The following is a 16,455-nucleotide window of genomic DNA, read 5'->3' as shown; positions in this document are numbered from 1 at the left end:
GTGCCAGCGGAATGCGGCTCCTCGGTGCGGGGCGGGAGGCGGGTCGGTCGGTGGCCGGGGCGGTTCCTCCAGCCCACCCCCGCCCTGCCTTCCCCCAGCCCACCCCACCCCCGCGCCGCCTTCCCCCAGCCCACCCCCGCCCTGCCTTCCCCCGCTCATGCCGAAGGCCCCACTCGCTCCTGGGGAAGGAGGGAGTGGGGCCTTCGGTGTTGAGCCGGTGGGCTCGCACCCGCGTGGCGAACGCGTCCGCGTGCGAGTCCTGGGTGGCCGGGTGGGAGCGGGAGAGAGGGCCCGCTGGGTCCCGTGCGGCCGGTTACATCAGAGCTCAGCCCTGGAGAGCGGCAACCTTGGTGGCCAGCGCCGACTTCTTGTTGGCGGCGGCGTTCTTGTGGATGACGCCCTTCGAGACAGCCTTGTCGAGCGCGCGGGAGGCGGCGCGGGAAGCCACGGTGGCCTTCTCGACGTCACCCGCGGCGACGGCCTCGCGGGCCTTGCGGATCGCGGTCTTGAGCGAGGACTTGACGGCCTTGTTGCGCAGGCGCGCCTTCTCGTTCGTCTTGTTCCGCTTGATCTGGGACTTGATGTTCGCCACGAAAAGAGCCTTTACAGGTTCGATGTTCCTTCTGAAGGTGACTCGCAGGCTGAGAGGGCACACGAGGCACAGCTGTCCACGGTATCAGCCACTCTCGTGCCCGCCCAAACCGGGCGCCGGGCGACGGGCATGGGACCATGGAGCCTACGTATCGATCCGACATCGCCCCGAGACGAGACCCTGCGTGCCCGCGACTCCTACCAACGTGCCCGAGCCGAGCCGTACCGACCCGGCTCTGATCCGCAACTTCTGCATCATCGCGCACATCGACCACGGCAAGTCCACGCTCGCCGACCGGATGCTCCAGCTGACCGGTGTGGTCGACCAGCGGCAGATGCGTGCCCAGTACCTCGACCGCATGGACATCGAGCGGGAGCGCGGCATCACGATCAAGTCCCAGGCGGTCCGGCTGCCGTGGGCGCCGACCGAGGGGCCGGGTCAGGGCAGTACGCACATCCTGAACATGATCGACACCCCCGGGCACGTCGACTTCACGTACGAGGTGTCCCGGTCGCTCGCGGCCTGCGAGGGCACGATCCTGCTGGTCGACGCGGCCCAGGGCATCGAGGCGCAGACGCTGGCCAACCTCTACCTGGCCATGGAGAACGACCTCACGATCGTTCCCGTGCTGAACAAGATCGACCTGCCGGCGGCCCAGCCGGAGAAGTTCTCCGAGGAGCTGGCCAACCTCATCGGCTGCCAGCCGGAGGACGTCCTCAAGGTCTCCGCGAAGACCGGTGTCGGCGTCGACGCGCTGCTCGACCGGGTCGTCCGGGACGTCCCCGCCCCGGTGGGCGTCGCCGACGCCCCCGCGCGCGCGATGATCTTCGACTCGGTGTACGACTCGTACCGGGGCGTCGTGACCTACGTGCGTGTGGTCGACGGCCAGCTCAACAAGCGCGAGCGCATCAAGATGATGTCGACCGGCGCCACGCACGAGCTGCTGGAGATCGGTGTCTCCTCCCCGGAGATGACTCCGTCCGACGGTCTCGGCGTCGGCGAGGTGGGCTACCTCATCACCGGTGTGAAGGACGTCCGCCAGTCCAAGGTCGGTGACACGATCACCTCCCTGAACAAGGGCGCCACCGAGGCCCTCGGCGGCTACAAGGACCCGAAGCCGATGGTCTTCTCGGGCCTCTACCCGCTGGACGGCTCGGAGTACCCGGACCTCCGCGAGGCCCTGGACAAGCTGCAGCTCAACGACGCCGCGCTGGTCTACGAGCCGGAGACCTCCGCCGCGCTGGGCTTCGGCTTCCGCGTCGGCTTCCTCGGGCTCCTCCACCTCGACGTGATCCGCGAGCGGCTGGAGCGCGAGTTCGGGCTCGACCTCATCGCCACCGCCCCCAACGTGGTCTATCGCGTGGTCATGGAGGACGGCAGCGAGCACACGGTCACCAACCCGAGCGAGTTCCCCGAGGGCAAGATCAGCGACGTGTACGAGCCCGTCGTACGCGCCACGATCCTCGCCCCCAGCGAGTTCATCGGCGCGATCATGGAGCTCTGCCAGACCCGTCGCGGCACCCTGATCGGCATGGACTACCTCTCCGAGGACCGGGTCGAGATCCGCTACACCCTGCCGCTGGCCGAGATCGTCTTCGACTTCTTCGACCAGCTGAAGTCCAAGACGCGCGGTTACGCCTCCCTCGACTACGAGCCCACCGGCGAGCAGGCCTCCAGCCTGGTCAAGGTCGACATCCTGCTGCACGGCGACAAGGTCGACGCCTTCTCCGCCGTCACCCACAAGGACGCCGCGTACGCCTACGGCGTGCGGCTCGTCGCCAAGCTGCGCGAGCTCATCCCGCGGCAGGCGTTCGAGGTGCCGATCCAGGCCGCGATCGGGTCCCGGGTCATCGCCCGCGAGACCATCCGGGCCATCCGCAAGGACGTCCTCGCCAAGTGCTACGGCGGTGACATCTCCCGTAAGCGGAAGCTGCTGGAGAAGCAGAAGGAAGGCAAGAAGCGCATGAAGATGGTCGGCTCGGTGGAGGTGCCCCAGGAGGCCTTCATCGCCGTCCTGTCGAGCGACGAGTCCTCCGGCAAGAAGAAGTAGCGGCGGCGCCCACGAAGCCGCCCTGTGCGAACGAACGGGTCCACGTGCCGAGTGCGCGTGGGCCCGTTCGTTATCAAGCGACGCGCTGCAGGCCCTTACGCGCCGGACCTCGGGCCTTTAGTCTGATCCCGGCTCGAAGGTTACTCGCCAGTTAGTTACGAACCGCCAGAAGGCACCGCCGCCGCCCGGAGGACGTCGTGAGCGACACACAGACCCAGATCGAGAACCGGCCGCCCTCCGTGGCGACCCTCTTCCTTGAGCGCGTCGAGCGGACTCCGGATGCGGAGGCCTACCGCTACCCGGTGCCCGCCGCCTCCGGAACCGGCCCGGACGACTGGAAGTCGCTCAGTTGGGGGCAGGCCGCGGAGCGGGTCTACGCGATCGCCGCCGGCCTCGTCGACCTGGGTGTCGCCGCCGAGGAGCGGGTCGCCCTCGCCTCCTCCACCCGGGTCGAGTGGATCCTCGCCGACCTGGGCGTGATGTGCGCGGGCGCCGCGACCACCACGGTCTACCCGCAGACCAACGCCGAGGAGTCGGCGTTCATCCTCTCGGACTCCGAGTCGCGGGTCCTCATCGCCGAGGACGCGGCCCAGCTCGCCAAGGCCGTCGAGCGCCGCGCCGAACTGCCGAACCTCCGCCACATCGTCGTCGTGGACGCGACCGGGGTGGAGAGCGACGGCCAGTTCGTCCTCACCCTCGCCGAGCTGGAGGCGCGCGGCACGGCGTACCTGGAGAAGCACCCCGAGGCCGTGAAGGAGCGGGTCGCGGCGATCACCGCCACGCAGCTCGCCACCGTCATCTACACCTCGGGCACCACCGGCCGCCCCAAGGGCGTCCGCCTCCCGCACGACAACTGGTCGTACATGGCCAAGGCCATCGCCGCCACCGGCCTCGTCACCCAGGCCGACGTCCAGTACCTGTGGCTGCCGCTCGCCCACGTCTTCGGCAAGGTCCTCACCTCCGGCCAGATCGAGGTCGGCCACGTCACCGCCGTCGACGGCCGGGTCGACAAGATCATCGAGAACCTGCCGGTCGTCCAGCCCACCTACATGGCGGCCGTGCCTCGCATCTTCGAGAAGGTCTACAACGGCGTCGCCGCCAAGGCCCGCGCCGCCGGCGGCGCCAAGTACAAGATCTTCCAGTGGGCCGCCGGCGTCTCCCGCGAGTACGCCCGGACCAGCCAGGACAACTTCCGCCGCACCGGCACCGCCTCCGCGCCCTTCGGCCTCACCGCCAAGCACAAGGTCGCCGACGCGCTCGTCTACGCCAAGATCCGCGAGGCCTTCGGCGGCAACCTGCGCGCCTGCATCTCCGGATCCGCCGCGCTCGCCCCCGAGATCGGCTACTTCTTCTCCGGCGCCGGCATCCACATCCTGGAGGGCTACGGACTCACCGAGACCTCCGCGGCCTCCTTCGTCAACCCGGGCGAGGCCTACCGCACCGGCACCGTCGGCAAGCCGCTCCCCGGCACCGAGGTCCGGATCGCCGACGACGGCGAGATCCTGCTGCGCGGCCCGGGCGTCATGGAGGGCTACCACGGCCTGCCCGAGAAGACGGCCGAGGTCCTGGAGTCCGACGGCTGGTTCCACACCGGCGACATCGGCGAGCTGTCCGCCGACGGCTACCTGCGGATCACCGACCGCAAGAAGGACCTGATCAAGACGTCCGGCGGCAAGTACATCGCGCCGGCCGAGGTCGAGGGCCAGTTCAAGGCCGTCTGCCCGTTCGTCTCGAACATCCTGGTGCACGGAGCCGACCGGAACTTCTGCACCGCCCTGATCGCCCTCGACGAGCCCACCCTCCTCGGCTGGGCCGCCGACCACGGCCTGGGCGGCGCGTCGTACGCCGAGGTCGTCGCCGATCCGAAGACCGTCGAGATGGTCCAGGGCTACGTCGACCGCCTCAACGAGGGCCTCCAGCGCTGGCAGACGATCAAGAAGTTCCGGCTGCTGCCGCGCGACCTCGACATCGAGCACGGCGAGCTCACCCCGTCGCTGAAGCTGAAGCGGCCGGTGGTGGAGCGCGAGTACAAGGCGCTCATCGAGGAGATGTACGCGGGCTCGCGGGAGTCCTGACCCCGCCCGCGCGGGGCCTGACCCGCCCCCTGCGGAGAGGTTGTCCACAGGCCGAACGTCCACCCCGGGCAGTACGGGACAATGGGGCTCATGCCTTCCGTACTGCCCGATGGTGAGTCCGTCCCCGACGACGGGGCGCTGCCCCCGCACGCCCTTGAAGGGGCGGAGGAGCGTCCGCTCGGGTTCTATCTGCACGTGCCCTACTGCGCGACGCGCTGCGGGTACTGCGACTTCAACACCTACACGGCCGGCGAGCTGCGGGGGACCGGCGGCGTGCTCGCCTCCCGGGACAACTACGCCGACCAGGTCGTCGAGGAGGTCCGGCTCGCCCGCAAGGTCCTCGGGGACGACCCCCGGCCGGTCCGGACCGTCTTCGTGGGCGGCGGCACGCCCACGCTGCTCGCCGCCGGCGACCTCGTACGGATGCTGGGGGCCGTCCGCGAGGAGTTCGGGCTCGCCGACGACGCCGAGGTGACGACCGAGGCGAACCCCGACTCCGTGGACCCGGCCTACCTGGCGGAGCTGCGCGCCGGCGGGTTCAACCGGATCTCCTTCGGCATGCAGAGCGCCAAGCAGCACGTCCTGAAGATCCTCGACCGCACGCACACCCCGGGCCGCCCCGAGGCCTGCGTCGGGGAGGCGAGGGCCGCCGGCTTCGAGCACGTCAACCTCGACCTGATCTACGGCACCCCGGGCGAGACCGACGACGACTGGCGGGCCTCCCTCGACGCGGCCCTCGGCGCCGGACCCGACCACATCAGCGCCTACGCGCTGATCGTCGAGGAGGGCACGCAGCTCGCCCGCCGCATCCGGCGCGGCGAGGTCCCCATGACCGACGACGACGTCCACGCCGACCGGTACCTGATCGCCGAGGACGTCCTCTCCGCGGCCGGCTTCGCCTGGTACGAGGTCTCCAACTGGGCCACCTCCGAGGCCGGCCGCTGCCTCCACAACGAGCTGTACTGGCGCGGGGCCGACTGGTGGGGCGCGGGCCCCGGCGCCCACAGCCACGTCGGCGGCGTCCGCTGGTGGAACGTCAAGCACCCCGGCGCGTACGCCGCCGCGCTGGCCGCGGGGAAGACCCCGGGGGCCGGACGGGAGCTGCTCTCCGAGGAGGACCGGAGGGTCGAGCGCGTCCTCCTCGAACTGCGGCTCAAGGAGGGCGTCGAGCTGTCCCTCCTCAAGCCGGCGGGCCTCGAAGCCTCCCGCAGGGCCCTCGCCGACGGGCTCCTGGACGCCGGCCCCTACGCGGCGGGCCGGGCGGTGCTGACCCTGCGCGGGCGCCTGCTCGCCGACGCCGTGGTGCGGGACCTCGTCGACTAGAGCCGTTCCGGCGAGCGCGCCGGGTCCGCGGCGGCGTGGCCCGGTCCGGCCCTCCCCGGCCCCCGACCCGTCCGACTCGGGGCTCGACGTGGCGGGCGCGCCACCCGACCCCGGCCCGCCGGGACGCGCCCGTTCCGGTGGCCCGGACTCCACCCCGCCGGGCCGGCTCCCGCGGATCCCTACGGCGCCGTCACGAAGTCGATCAGCTCCTCCACCCGGCCCAGCAGCTCCGGCTCCAGATCCTTGTACGAGGTCACCCGCGACAGGATGTGCTGCCAGGCGGCGCCGGTGTTCGCGGGCCAGCCCAGGGCCTCGCACACGCCCGTCTTCCAGTCCTGGCCCCTGGGGACGCGAGGCCAGGCCCGGATGCCCACCGACGCCGGCTTCACCGCCTCCCAGACGTCGATGTACGGGTGGCCCACGACCAGCACGTCCGGCGAGGTCACCCGGGCGGCGATCCGCGACTCCTTCGAACCCGGGACCAGGTGGTCGACCAGGACGCCCAGGCGGGCGTCCGGCGCGGGGTCGAACTCCGCGACGATCGACGGAAGGTCGTCGACGCCCTCCAGGTACTCCACGACGACGCCCTCGATGCGGAGGTCGTCGCCCCAGACGCGTTCCACCAGCTCGGCGTCGTGCCGGCCCTCCACGTAGATCCGGCCGGCGCGCGCCACGCGGGCCCGCGCCCCGGGGACGGCCACCGAGCCCGAGGCCGTCCGGCTGGGACGGACGGGCCCGGCCGACGGACGGACCAGGGTCACGACCCGGCCCTCCAGGAGGAAGCCCCGCGGGTCCAGCGGGAACACGCGGTGCTTGCCGAAGCGGTCCTCCAGGGTCACCGTCCCCGCCTCGCAGCCGATCACCGCCCCGCAGAAGCCGGTGGTGACCTCCTCGACCACCAGGTCGCGGTCGGCCGGCACCTCGGGAACGGGCGCCGAGCGCTTCCAAGGGGGTGTCAGATCCGGGTTGTAGCTGCGCATGGGCTCGTTCCTGTCCGGGGCGGCGCGGTGTCAGGGGTGCTGCCGGGGGTCCGGGGGTCGTCCCCCGGGAGGTGCGGTCAAGGGGGTGTCAGATCCGGGTTGTAGCTGCGCATTCGGGCGACGTTATGCGACGGAGAAGCGCGTTGCCAGTTCCTCCCGCTGGAGTCGTACGAACGCGGCGTCCACCACCGCGCCGTGCCCCGGGACGTACACCGCGTCCTCGCCGCCGAGCCGCAGCAGCCGGTCGAGCGCGTCCGGCCAGCGGGCGGGGATCGCGTCCGGGCCCGCCTGCGGCTCGCCCGACTCCTCGACCAGGTCGCCGCAGAAGACCACCTCCCGCTCGCCCGGCACCAGGAGCACCAGGTCGTGGCCCGTGTGGCCGGGGCCGACGTTGGCCAGTAGGACCTGCCGGCCGCCCAGGTCGAGCGTCCACTCGCCGGAGACCACGTGCCGCGGGGCGACCAGGACGTCCGCCGCCGCCTCCGCGGCCTCCGCGTCCATGCCCTGCGCGACCGCGTCCGCGCGCATCTCCTCCCGGGCCCGCGCCCCGCCCAGCAGGTCGTCCGCGCCCACCGCGCCGAAGACCTCGGCGCCCGCGAAGACGGCCGTGCCGAGCACGTGGTCGAAGTGGGGGTGGCTGAGTGCGATGTGCGTCACCTTTCGGCCGCCGGTGAGCGCGGCGATCTGCGCCCGCAGCTCGGCCCCCTCCGCGAGCGAGGACCCCGTGTCGTACAGCAGCACCGCCCGTGTGCCCAGGGCCAGACCCACGGTGGCGTCCCAACCGGGCAGCCGTCGCCGCCCCACCCCGTCGGCGAGCCGCTCCCATCCGTGCGCTTCCCAATCGATGTCCATGGGGCGACGCTAACGGGTGCGGGCGCCGCCACCTTGCCAGGAGCGACGCCCGCCGCCGTACACTGGCCGGGGGATCGCTGGCACTCGGACAGGGCGAGTGCCAAAAGCGGAGCAACCGGAACGACGTCGACAGCTGGAGGTGCGCGCGATGCTCAGCGAACGCAGGCTCGAGGTACTGCGCGCCATCGTCCAGGACTACGTCGGGACGGAGGAGCCCGTCGGCTCCAAGGCGCTCACCGAGCGCCACAAGCTCGGCGTCTCGCCCGCCACCGTGCGCAACGACATGGCCGTCCTGGAGGAAGAGGGCTTCATCGCCCAGCCCCACACCAGCGCCGGCCGCATTCCGACCGACAAGGGGTACCGCCTCTTCGTCGACCGGCTCGCCGGCGTCAAGCCGCTGTCGACGCCCGAGCGCCGGGCCATCCACAACTTCCTCGACGGCGCGGTGGACCTGGACGACGTCGTCGGCCGCACGGTCCGGCTGCTCGCGCAGCTGACCCGGCAGGTCGCCGTCGTCCAGTACCCCTCGCTGACCCGTTCGACGGTCCGGCACGTGGAGCTGCTCTCGCTGGCCCCGGCCCGCCTGATGCTGGTGCTCATCACGGACACCGGACGCGTCGAGCAGCGGGTCGTGGACTGCCCCGCGCCGTTCGGCGAGACCTCGCTGGCCGACCTGCGGGCCCGGCTCAACAGCCGGGTCGTCGGCCGCCGGTTCGCCGACGTGCCGCAGCTGGTGCAGGACCTTCCCGAGTCCTTCGAGGAGATCGAGGACCGCGCCACGGTCTCGTCCGTGCTCGCGACCCTCCTGGAGACCCTGGTCGAGGAGCACGAGGAACGGCTGATGATCGGCGGTACCGCCAATCTCACCCGCTTCGGCCCCGACTTCCCCCTGATGATCAGGCCCGTGCTCGAAGCACTGGAGGAGCAGGTCGTGCTCCTCAAGCTGCTCGGCGAGGCCAAGGAATCGGGCATGACCGTACGGATCGGGCACGAGAACGCCCACGAGGGGCTGAGCTCCACGTCCGTCGTCTCGGTCGGCTACGGTTCGGGCGGCGAGGCAGTCGCCAAACTCGGCGTGGTCGGACCGACCCGCATGGACTACCCCGGAACGATGGGAGCGGTACGCGCAGTGGCACGTTACGTCGGACAGATCCTGGCGGAGTCGTAAGTGGCCACGGACTACTACGCCGTACTCGGCGTGCGCCGCGACGCGTCCCAGGACGAGATCAAGAAGGCGTTCCGGAGGCTCGCGCGCGAGCTGCACCCGGACGTCAATCCCGATCCCAAGACGCAGGAACGCTTCAAGGAGATCAACGCCGCCTACGAGGTCCTCTCGGACCCGCAGAAGAAGCAGGTCTACGACCTGGGCGGCGACCCGCTGTCGGCCTCCGGCGGAGGCGGCGCGGGCGGCTTCGGGGCCGGTGGCTTCGGCAACTTCTCCGACATCATGGACGCCTTCTTCGGCACGTCCCAGCAGCGCGGCCCGCGCTCGCGGACCCGCCGCGGCCAGGACGCCATGATCCGGCTGGAGATCGACCTCAACGAGGCGGCCTTCGGCACCACCAAGGACATCCAGGTCGACACGGCGGTCGTCTGCACGACCTGCTCCGGCGAGGGAGCCGCGCCCGGCACCTCCGCGCAGACCTGCGACATGTGCCGCGGCCGCGGTGAGGTCTCCCAGGTCACCCGGTCCTTCCTGGGCCAGGTCATGACCTCCCGTCCCTGCCCGCAGTGCCAGGGCTTCGGCACCGTCGTCCCGACCCCGTGCCCCGAGTGCGCGGGCGACGGCCGGGTCCGGTCCCGCCGCACCCTCACGGTCAAGATCCCGGCCGGTGTCGACAACGGCACCCGGATCCAGCTCGCGGGCGAGGGCGAGGTCGGCCCCGGCGGCGGCCCCGCCGGCGACCTGTACGTCGAGATCCACGAGACGCCGCACGAGACCTTCCAGCGGCGCGGTGACGACCTGCACTGCACGGTGACCATCCCGATGACCGCGGGCGCGCTCGGCACGAAGGTGCCGCTGCAGACCCTCGACGGCGTCGAGGAGATCGACATCCGGCCGGGCACCCAGTCCGGCCAGTCGATCCCGCTGCACGGCCGCGGCGTCACGCATCTGCGCGGGAACGGCCGGGGCGACCTGATCGTGCACGTCGAGGTGCAGACCCCGGGCAAGCTGGACGCCGAGCAGGAGCGCCTCCTGCGCGAACTGGCCAAGCTCCGCGGCGAGGAACGGCCCACCGGGCAGTTCCAGCCGGGGCAGCAGGGACTGTTCTCGCGGTTGAAGGACGCGTTCAACGGGCGCTAGGCCGGAGAATCTCCGGACGGAAGGGGCGGTGGCCGCGGATCGCGGCGACCGCCCCTTCCGCCGACCCGGGCACGGGTCGGACGCCCGCCGCGGGCCGCCGGAGCCGGGCCTCCGTGACCTGACGGACGGATTCGGCCCGGAAGCAGGCGCATGGCACGATGCCCATATGTCCACCACCGCACTGAACGATCTCTCTCGGTTCCCGATCGTGCAGGCCCCCATGGCGGGTGGCGCCTCCTCCCCCGAGCTGGTCGGAGCCGTGTCCGCGGCCGGGGCGCTCGGGTTCCTGGCCGGCGGGTACAAGACGGCCGGCGGCCTCTACCAGGAGATCAAGCAGCTGCGCGGACTCACCGCGCGCCCCTTCGGCGTGAACCTCTTCCTGCCGGACTCCGGACGGCCCGCCGACCCCGCCGCCGTCGAGGTCTACCGGCACCAGCTCGCGGGCGAGGCCACCTGGTACGACACCCCGCTCGGTGAGACCGACGACCACCGCGACGACGCGTACGACGCGAAGCTGGCGATCCTTCTGGAGGACCCGGTCCGGGTCGTCTCCTTCACCTTCGGCTGCCCCACGCCCGAGGTCCTGGCCTCCTTCGCGCGGGTCGGGACGTTCACGATCGTGACCGTCACCTCCGCCGACGAGGCCCTCGCCGCCCAGCAGGCCGGGGCGGACGCCGTCTGCGTGCAGGGCGCCGAGGCCGGCGGACACCAGGGCGGCTTCCGCGACGACCCCGCCGAGGACGCCCCGGGCACCGGGCTGCTCACCCTGCTCGGCCTGGTCCGCGAGAGCGTCTCCCTGCCGGTCGTCGCGGCCGGCGGCATCATGCGCGGCGCGCAGATCGCCGCCGTCCTCGCCGCCGGGGCGGACGCGGCCCAGCTCGGCACCGCCTTCCTCCGCTGCCCCGAGTCGGGAGCCCACGCCCTGCACAAGCGGGCCCTGACCGACCCGCTGTACACCCGGACCGTCCTCACCCGGGCCTTCACCGGAAGACCCGCGCGGGGCCTCGTGAACCGCTTCGTCCGGGAGCACGGGCCGTACGCCCCCGCCGCCTATCCCGAGATCCACCACCTCACCGCCCCCCTCCGCAAGGCCGCCGCCGCCGCGGGCGACGCCCAGGGCATGGCACTGTGGGCCGGTCAGGGCCATCGGCTCGCCCGCGATCTCCCCGCCGGGCAGCTGGTCGAGGTACTGGCCGCCGAACTCGACACCGCTCTCTCCGAGCTGCCCCACAGGAGCGCCTCATGACCGCACCCGTCTTCGTCGTCGACGCCGTCCCCGGCCCCGGGACCTTCCTCCTCGACGGACCCGAGGGCCGCCACGCCGTCTCGGTGAAGCGGCTGCGGGCCGGCGAGGAACTCGTCCTCGCCGACGGCCGGGGCCGCTGGGCCGCCTGCGCGGTGCTCGCCGCCGAGGGCAGGGACCAGCTCACCGTGCGGGTCGACGAGGTCCACGAGGACCCGGAGGAGGAGCCCCGGATCACCGTCGTCCAGGCGCTCCCCAAGGGCGACCGCGGCGAACTCGCCGTGGAGACCATGACGGAGACCGGGGTGGACGCGATCGTGCCGTGGGCCGCCTCCCGCTGCATCACCCAGTGGAAGGGCGACCGGGGCCTCAAGGCGCTCGCCAAGTGGCGGTCCACCGCGCGCGAGGCCGGGAAGCAGTCGCGCCGGTCCCGGTTCCCCGAGGTCGCGGACGCCATGACCACCAAGCAGGTCGCCGCCCTGCTCGTCGGCGCGGACTTCGCGGCGGTGCTGCACGAGGACCGCGAGCACCCCAGCGGCGCGCTCGCCACCGCCGAACTCCCGGAGAAGGGCTCGGTCGTGCTGGTCGTCGGGCCCGAGGGCGGGGTGTCCCCGGAGGAGCTCGCCGCGTTCGAGGCGGCCGGGGCGAAGCCGTACCGGCTCGGCCGGAGCGTGCTGCGGACCTCGACGGCGGGTACGGCGGCGACGGCCCTCGTCCTGGGCCGCACGGGCCGCTGGAGCTGAGCGGCACTCCGGCGGGACGCGCCCGGCTCAGGCCCTTCCGGGCCGATGCCGACGTCAGGCGGTCGCGGGCGGGGACGGCGCCGCGAGGGCGTCGTAGAGGGGCCAGCCGTCCTCGTCGCGGATGCCGTGGGCGGTCGGGAGCAGACCGCGGGCCGCGGCCTCGTCGAGGAAGCGGCGGGCGACCCCCGGTTCGTTCAGGTTGAGGACGGCGCCGGGGCCCGTCGAGGCGATGTCGCCGGCGCCGAAGGGGTAGCCGGACACGATGCGCCCGGGGCCGTCCCGGAAGACCAGGCGGAGCTGGGCGTGGCGGTCCGCCGCGCGCCGCAGGGTGAGGAAGGTCAGGCAGCCCGGTGAGTGCCGGTGCCCGACCGTCCACAGCCACACCTCGGAGCCGACCGTCAGTCTGCGCGGCACGCGGTCCCGTCTCATCCGGCGAAGTGTACGGAGGGGCACCGGGGCGCACCCGGTGGACGGCGGGCCCCGCGCCCTCCTTAGGCTGACCGCATGGCCGACGAGTCCCCCTTGATCCGCAGTCTGCGCGCCGCCGTGGCCGCCGCGCCCGGTGACGTGCCCCTGCGCCTCCACTTCGCCGAACTCCTCCTCGCCGAGGGGCGGACCGACGAGGCCGTGGCGGAGGCGGCCGTCGCGCTCCAGCACGCGCCGGGGGACGCGGACGCGCGGGCGCTGATGGTGCGGGCCATGGGGCTGCCCCCGGCCGCCGGGCCGACCGGACCCGCCGCCGCCGGTCCCGCCGCACCGGCGAGGCCGGGGGAGCCGACCGGGCCGGGCACGGACGGGGAGCCGCCCGCCGGGCCCGCCGCCGCAGCCGGGGGCGAGGCCCCCGCCGGTTCCGGCTTCGACTGGGACGCCGCCGAGCAGCAGGTCCAGGACGTCGTCGGCCCCCGCTTCCTGGAGGACCCGCAGGCCGCCGAGGGCGCCGGTGCCGGCGGGGACGCCGACGCCTGGGACGTCGACGCGCCCGGAGCCGTACGCCTCGCCGACGTCGGCGGCATGGAGGAGGTCAAGGACCGCCTGGAGGCCGCCTTCCTCGCGCCCATGCGCAACCCCGAACTGCGCAGGCTGTACGGCAAGTCGCTGCGCGGCGGCCTGCTCCTCTACGGGCCCCCCGGCTGCGGCAAGACGTTCATCGCCCGGGCCGTCGCGGGTGAGCTGGGCGCCAACTTCCTCACCGTCTCGCTCTCCGACGTCCTCGACATGTGGATCGGGGCGTCCGAGAAGAACATCCACGACATCTTCGAGACGGCCCGCCGCCAGGCCCCCTGCGTCGTCTTCCTCGACGAGCTCGACGCCCTCGGCGCCAAGCGCTCCCGCACCCACCACAGCGGGCTGCGGAACGTCGTCAACCAGCTCCTCACCGAGCTCGACGGCATCGCCGGCGGCGCCGGGAACGAGGGCGTCTTCGTGCTCGCCGCCACCAACGTCCCCTGGGACGTGGACATCGCGCTGCGCCGCCCCGGCCGGCTCGACCGCACCCTCCTCGTGCTGCCGCCCGACGCCACCGCACGCGAGGCGATCCTCCGCTACCACCTGCGGGAGCGCCCCATCGAGGCCGTCGACCTCGGCAGGCTCGTCAAGGCCACCGAGGACTTCTCCGGCGCCGACCTCGCCCACGTCTGCGAGACCGCCGCCGAGACCGCGCTCCTCGACTCCGCGCGCAGCGGCTCCGTCCGGCTGATCACCACCAAGGACCTGCTGGGCGCGGCCAAGCAGCTCAAGCCGTCGACCGAACCGTGGTTCGCGGCCGCACGGAACGTCGCCATGTTCGCCAACGAGGGCGGCCTGTACGACGACCTCCTCGCCCACCTCAAGCGGAAGCGTAAGCTGTGACCACGCCGACGGCGCTCCTGCGCGCCGAAGCCCTCTACGACACGGGGCGGTTCGCGCAGGCCGGGGAGCTCGTGGCCCAGCACCTGGCGAGCGAACCGGAGGACGCCGGGGCGCTCGTCCTCCTCGCCCGCTGCCACCACCGCGCCGAGGAGCACCAGGCCGCCCTGGCGGCCGTGGACGGCGCGCTGCGCGCCGAGCCGGAGCTGCTCTCGGCCTGGCTGATGCGCGTCCAGATCCTCCTGGAACTGCGGCGGTTCCCCGAGGCCGAGACCGCCGCCCGGTACTCCGTACGGCTCGCCCCGCAGTACTGGGGCACGCACTACGCCCTCGGCACCGCCCTCGCACAGTTCGCCGAGCACGCGCGGACGCCCGCGCGCACCGTCGAGGCGTACGAGGCCGCGCGGGCCGCCGTCAGCCTCGCCCCCGAGGAGGACGCCGCCCACTTCCTGGTGGGACTCACCGCGCAGCGCCGCGGCGACCACACCACCGCGCAGCGGGCGTACGAGGCCGCCCTCCGGCTCAACCCGCAGAGCAGCGAGGCACACAACAACCTGTCGCTGGTGAAGCTGCGGCGGCGCCGCTTCCGGCGCGGGGCCTGGACGCAGGCCGCCGAGGGCTTCGTCGCCTCGGCCGCGCTGGACCTCCAGGACCGCAAGGCCCGCTACAACCTGGAGGCCATGGCCTGGAACACCGTGGCGGGGGCGCGCTGGGTCGCCCTGCTCGGCTTCATCGCCTCGACGTTCGGCGCGGCCCCCGCCCGCAACGGGGAGACCGGCGCCGCCGCCGTCGTGCCGTTCCTGATCGGCGCCGCCGTGATCGTCGGCGCCTGGGGCGGGTGGGTGCTGTGGATGAGCCGCCGGGTGCCGCCCCGGCTGCGCCGTCCGATGCTCCTGGTGGCGCGCTCCTGCCGGCCCGTGGTCGCGATGGCCGCCGCCGTGGGGCTGCTCGCGCTCTACTCGGTGGTGTCGATGGCCCTCTGGTCCTTCGACGCCGGGGTGGTCGGCGGGCTCGGCACGCCGCTGTTCTGGGCCGTGATCGTCACGTACTGGGTGAGCCGCTCGGCCCTCAACCGGCGCGCGCCCAAGGACTGACCTGGCACCCGGCGGCCCACCCGGCGGCGGATAGCATGCGCGTGTAGCGACCGACGAGCGAGGAGGCCCAGGGCCATGGCCGGAGAGCCGCAGAGCGACTGCCTGTTCTGCAAGATCGTGGCGGGGGACGTGCCCGCGACGATCGTGCGCGAGACGGAGACGACGCTCGCGTTCCGCGACATCAACCCGCAGGCGCCCAGCCACGTCCTCGTGATCCCGCGCCTCCACTACCCGGACGCCCCGTCGCTGGCCGCCGCCGCCCCGGACGTCGCCGCCGACGTGCTGCGCGAGGCCGGCGAGGTCGCCGCCCAGGAGAAGACCGAGGGCAGCGGCTTCAGGATCGTCTTCAACACCGGCGTCGGCGCGGGCCAGACCGTCTTCCACGCGCACGCCCACGTGCTCGGCGGCCGCGGCCTCAACTGGCCTCCCGGCTAGGCCCCGGTCCGCCGTGTCCGTACGGGAACTCGTCGTGCTCGGGACCGCAAGCCAGGTCCCGACCCGGCACCGCAACCACAACGGCTACCTGCTGCGCTGGGACGGACAGGGCCTCCTCTTCGACCCCGGTGAGGGCACCCAGCGCCAGATGCTGCGCGCCGGGGTCGCCGCGCACGACATCGACCGGATCTGCGTGACGCACTTCCACGGCGACCACTCGCTCGGCCTGGCCGGGGTGATCCAGCGGATCAACCTCGACCAGGTCCCGCACCCGGTCACCGCGCACTACCCGGCGAGCGGGCAGCACTTCTTCGAGCGCCTGCGGTACGCCACGGCGTACCGCGAGACCGTGCGGCTGACCGAGGCGCCCGTCTCCGCCGACGGGCCGCTGGCGGTCACCGACGCCTACACCCTCGACGCGCGCCTGCTCTCGCACCCCGTCGAGTCGTACGGCTACCGGCTCACCGAGCCCGACGGGCGCCGCATCCTGCCCGAGCGGCTCGCTGCGCACGGCATCAAGGGGCCGGACGTGGGCCGGATCCAGCGCGACGGCGTGCTGGACGGCGTCACGCTCGACCAGGTCAGCGAGATCCGGCGCGGGCAGCGGTTCGCCTTCGTCATGGACACCCGGCTCTGCGACGGCGTGCACGCGCTCGCCGAGGGGGCCGACCTGCTCGTCATCGAGTCGACCTTCCTCGACGAGGACGTCCGCCTCGCCACCGACCACGGCCATCTGACGGCCGGACAGGCCGCCGCCGTCGCCCGGGACGCGGGGGTGCGCCACCTCGTCCTCACCCACTTCTCGCAGCGCTACTCCGACCCGGCCGCGTTCGAGCGGCAGGCACGGGCGGCCGGGTTCGACGGCGAACTGAGCATTGCCCAGGACCTCATGAGGGTCCCCGTACCGAAGAGATAGAG

15 protein-coding genes are annotated in these 16,455 nt (G+C 72.9%); 11 read left to right on the top strand and 4 right to left on the bottom strand.

The window, feature by feature from the left end:
* Window positions 1-325: 325 nt before the first annotated feature.
* Window positions 326-592 carry a 30S ribosomal protein S20 gene (gene rpsT, locus ACF09E_RS06420; protein ID WP_030317512.1) on the bottom strand — a complete coding sequence of 89 codons (267 nt, stop codon included), beginning with the start codon at window positions 590-592 and terminating at the stop codon, window positions 326-328.
* Between the two features lie 184 nt (window positions 593-776).
* Between rpsT and lepA the strand changes: the two genes are divergently transcribed.
* The 3 genes from lepA to hemW all read left to right on the top strand — a co-directional run bounded on the left by lepA (window position 777) and on the right by hemW (window position 6,040).
* Entirely contained in the window at window positions 777-2,642 is a 1,866-nt protein-coding gene (gene lepA, locus ACF09E_RS06415) for a translation elongation factor 4 (RefSeq protein ID WP_361849536.1), read from the top strand.
* A gap of 197 nt (window positions 2,643-2,839) precedes the next feature.
* Window positions 2,840-4,717: an AMP-dependent synthetase/ligase gene (locus tag ACF09E_RS06410; protein WP_392204140.1), complete on the top strand. Its 1,878-nt coding sequence runs from the start codon at window positions 2,840-2,842 to the stop codon at window positions 4,715-4,717.
* An 81-nt stretch (window positions 4,718-4,798) separates the two neighbouring features.
* Window positions 4,799-6,040, top strand: coding sequence for a radical SAM family heme chaperone HemW (gene hemW, locus ACF09E_RS06405; protein WP_392204139.1), 1,242 nt, complete (start codon window positions 4,799-4,801; stop codon window positions 6,038-6,040).
* A gap of 179 nt (window positions 6,041-6,219) precedes the next feature.
* Here hemW and ACF09E_RS06400 read toward each other — a convergent pair whose 3' ends face one another.
* Both ACF09E_RS06400 and ACF09E_RS06395 read right to left on the bottom strand, forming a co-directional pair.
* Entirely contained in the window at window positions 6,220-7,020 is an 801-nt protein-coding gene (locus tag ACF09E_RS06400; protein ID WP_392204138.1) for a DUF3097 domain-containing protein, read from the bottom strand.
* 123 nt (window positions 7,021-7,143) lie between these two features.
* Window positions 7,144-7,872 carry an MBL fold metallo-hydrolase gene (locus tag ACF09E_RS06395; RefSeq protein ID WP_392204137.1) on the bottom strand — a complete coding sequence of 243 codons (729 nt, stop codon included), beginning with the start codon at window positions 7,870-7,872 and terminating at the stop codon, window positions 7,144-7,146.
* A gap of 148 nt (window positions 7,873-8,020) precedes the next feature.
* On the opposite strand from ACF09E_RS06395, the gene hrcA reads away from it, so the two are divergent.
* The 4 genes from hrcA (at window position 8,021) to ACF09E_RS06375 (ending at window position 12,163) form a co-directional block, all read left to right on the top strand.
* Window positions 8,021-9,040 (top strand): heat-inducible transcriptional repressor HrcA, encoded by a 1,020-nt coding sequence (gene hrcA / locus ACF09E_RS06390; RefSeq protein ID WP_361849548.1) that lies wholly within the window; start codon window positions 8,021-8,023, stop codon window positions 9,038-9,040.
* Window positions 9,041-10,177, top strand: a complete 1,137-nt coding sequence (gene dnaJ, locus ACF09E_RS06385; RefSeq protein ID WP_361849550.1) for a molecular chaperone DnaJ — start codon at window positions 9,041-9,043, stop codon at window positions 10,175-10,177.
* A gap of 166 nt (window positions 10,178-10,343) precedes the next feature.
* Window positions 10,344-11,423 (top strand): nitronate monooxygenase, encoded by a 1,080-nt coding sequence (locus ACF09E_RS06380; protein WP_392204136.1) that lies wholly within the window; start codon window positions 10,344-10,346, stop codon window positions 11,421-11,423.
* Window positions 11,420-12,163: a 16S rRNA (uracil(1498)-N(3))-methyltransferase gene (locus tag ACF09E_RS06375; RefSeq protein ID WP_392204135.1), complete on the top strand. Its 744-nt coding sequence runs from the start codon at window positions 11,420-11,422 to the stop codon at window positions 12,161-12,163. Before ACF09E_RS06380 ends, ACF09E_RS06375 begins: the two co-directional genes overlap by 4 nt.
* A gap of 54 nt (window positions 12,164-12,217) precedes the next feature.
* On the opposite strand, the gene ACF09E_RS06370 is transcribed toward ACF09E_RS06375, so the two are convergent.
* Entirely contained in the window at window positions 12,218-12,592 is a 375-nt protein-coding gene (locus ACF09E_RS06370; RefSeq protein WP_392204134.1) for a hypothetical protein, read from the bottom strand.
* Window positions 12,593-12,667: 75 nt separating this feature from the next.
* Between ACF09E_RS06370 and ACF09E_RS06365 the strand changes: the two genes are divergently transcribed.
* The 4 genes from ACF09E_RS06365 (at window position 12,668) to ACF09E_RS06350 (ending at window position 16,453) form a co-directional block, all read left to right on the top strand.
* Window positions 12,668-14,011 carry an ATP-binding protein gene (locus tag ACF09E_RS06365; protein ID WP_392204133.1) on the top strand — a complete coding sequence of 448 codons (1,344 nt, stop codon included), beginning with the start codon at window positions 12,668-12,670 and terminating at the stop codon, window positions 14,009-14,011.
* On the top strand, window positions 14,008-15,102 hold the full coding sequence (locus tag ACF09E_RS06360; RefSeq protein ID WP_388798933.1) for a tetratricopeptide repeat protein: 1,095 nt from the start codon (window positions 14,008-14,010) through the stop codon (window positions 15,100-15,102). The genes ACF09E_RS06365 and ACF09E_RS06360 overlap by 4 nt, the downstream gene beginning before the upstream one ends.
* A 75-nt stretch (window positions 15,103-15,177) precedes the next feature.
* On the top strand, window positions 15,178-15,537 hold the full coding sequence (locus ACF09E_RS06355; protein ID WP_392204132.1) for a histidine triad nucleotide-binding protein: 360 nt from the start codon (window positions 15,178-15,180) through the stop codon (window positions 15,535-15,537).
* A 13-nt stretch (window positions 15,538-15,550) separates the two neighbouring features.
* Window positions 15,551-16,453 carry a ribonuclease Z gene (locus tag ACF09E_RS06350; protein WP_392204131.1) on the top strand — a complete coding sequence of 301 codons (903 nt, stop codon included), beginning with the start codon at window positions 15,551-15,553 and terminating at the stop codon, window positions 16,451-16,453.
* The last annotated feature ends 2 nt before the right edge of the window (window positions 16,454-16,455 follow it).

This window comes from Streptomyces sp. NPDC014891, from assembly GCF_043081085.1.
Classification (GTDB): domain Bacteria; phylum Actinomycetota; class Actinomycetes; order Streptomycetales; family Streptomycetaceae; genus Streptomyces.
Note: the sequence above shows the minus strand (reverse complement) of the source record. Positions and strands in the feature narration are given on the sequence as shown.

What these genes read in the sequence shown, in the direction of transcription:
- hemW (WP_392204139.1), top strand. Translation starts at nt 4,799, where the DNA reads ATGGGGCTCATGCCTTCCGTACTGCCCGATGGTGAGTCCGTCCCCGAC.
- ACF09E_RS06400 (WP_392204138.1), bottom strand. Translation starts at nt 7,020, where the DNA reads ATGCGCAGCTACAACCCGGATCTGACACCCCCTTGGAAGCGCTCGGCG.
- ACF09E_RS06395 (WP_392204137.1), bottom strand. Translation starts at nt 7,872, where the DNA reads ATGGACATCGATTGGGAAGCGCACGGATGGGAGCGGCTCGCCGACGGG.
- hrcA (WP_361849548.1), top strand. Translation starts at nt 8,021, where the DNA reads ATGCTCAGCGAACGCAGGCTCGAGGTACTGCGCGCCATCGTCCAGGAC.
- ACF09E_RS06380 (WP_392204136.1), top strand. Translation starts at nt 10,344, where the DNA reads ATGTCCACCACCGCACTGAACGATCTCTCTCGGTTCCCGATCGTGCAG.
- ACF09E_RS06375 (WP_392204135.1), top strand. Translation starts at nt 11,420, where the DNA reads ATGACCGCACCCGTCTTCGTCGTCGACGCCGTCCCCGGCCCCGGGACC.
- ACF09E_RS06370 (WP_392204134.1), bottom strand. Translation starts at nt 12,592, where the DNA reads ATGAGACGGGACCGCGTGCCGCGCAGACTGACGGTCGGCTCCGAGGTG.
- ACF09E_RS06365 (WP_392204133.1), top strand. Translation starts at nt 12,668, where the DNA reads ATGGCCGACGAGTCCCCCTTGATCCGCAGTCTGCGCGCCGCCGTGGCC.
- ACF09E_RS06355 (WP_392204132.1), top strand. Translation starts at nt 15,178, where the DNA reads ATGGCCGGAGAGCCGCAGAGCGACTGCCTGTTCTGCAAGATCGTGGCG.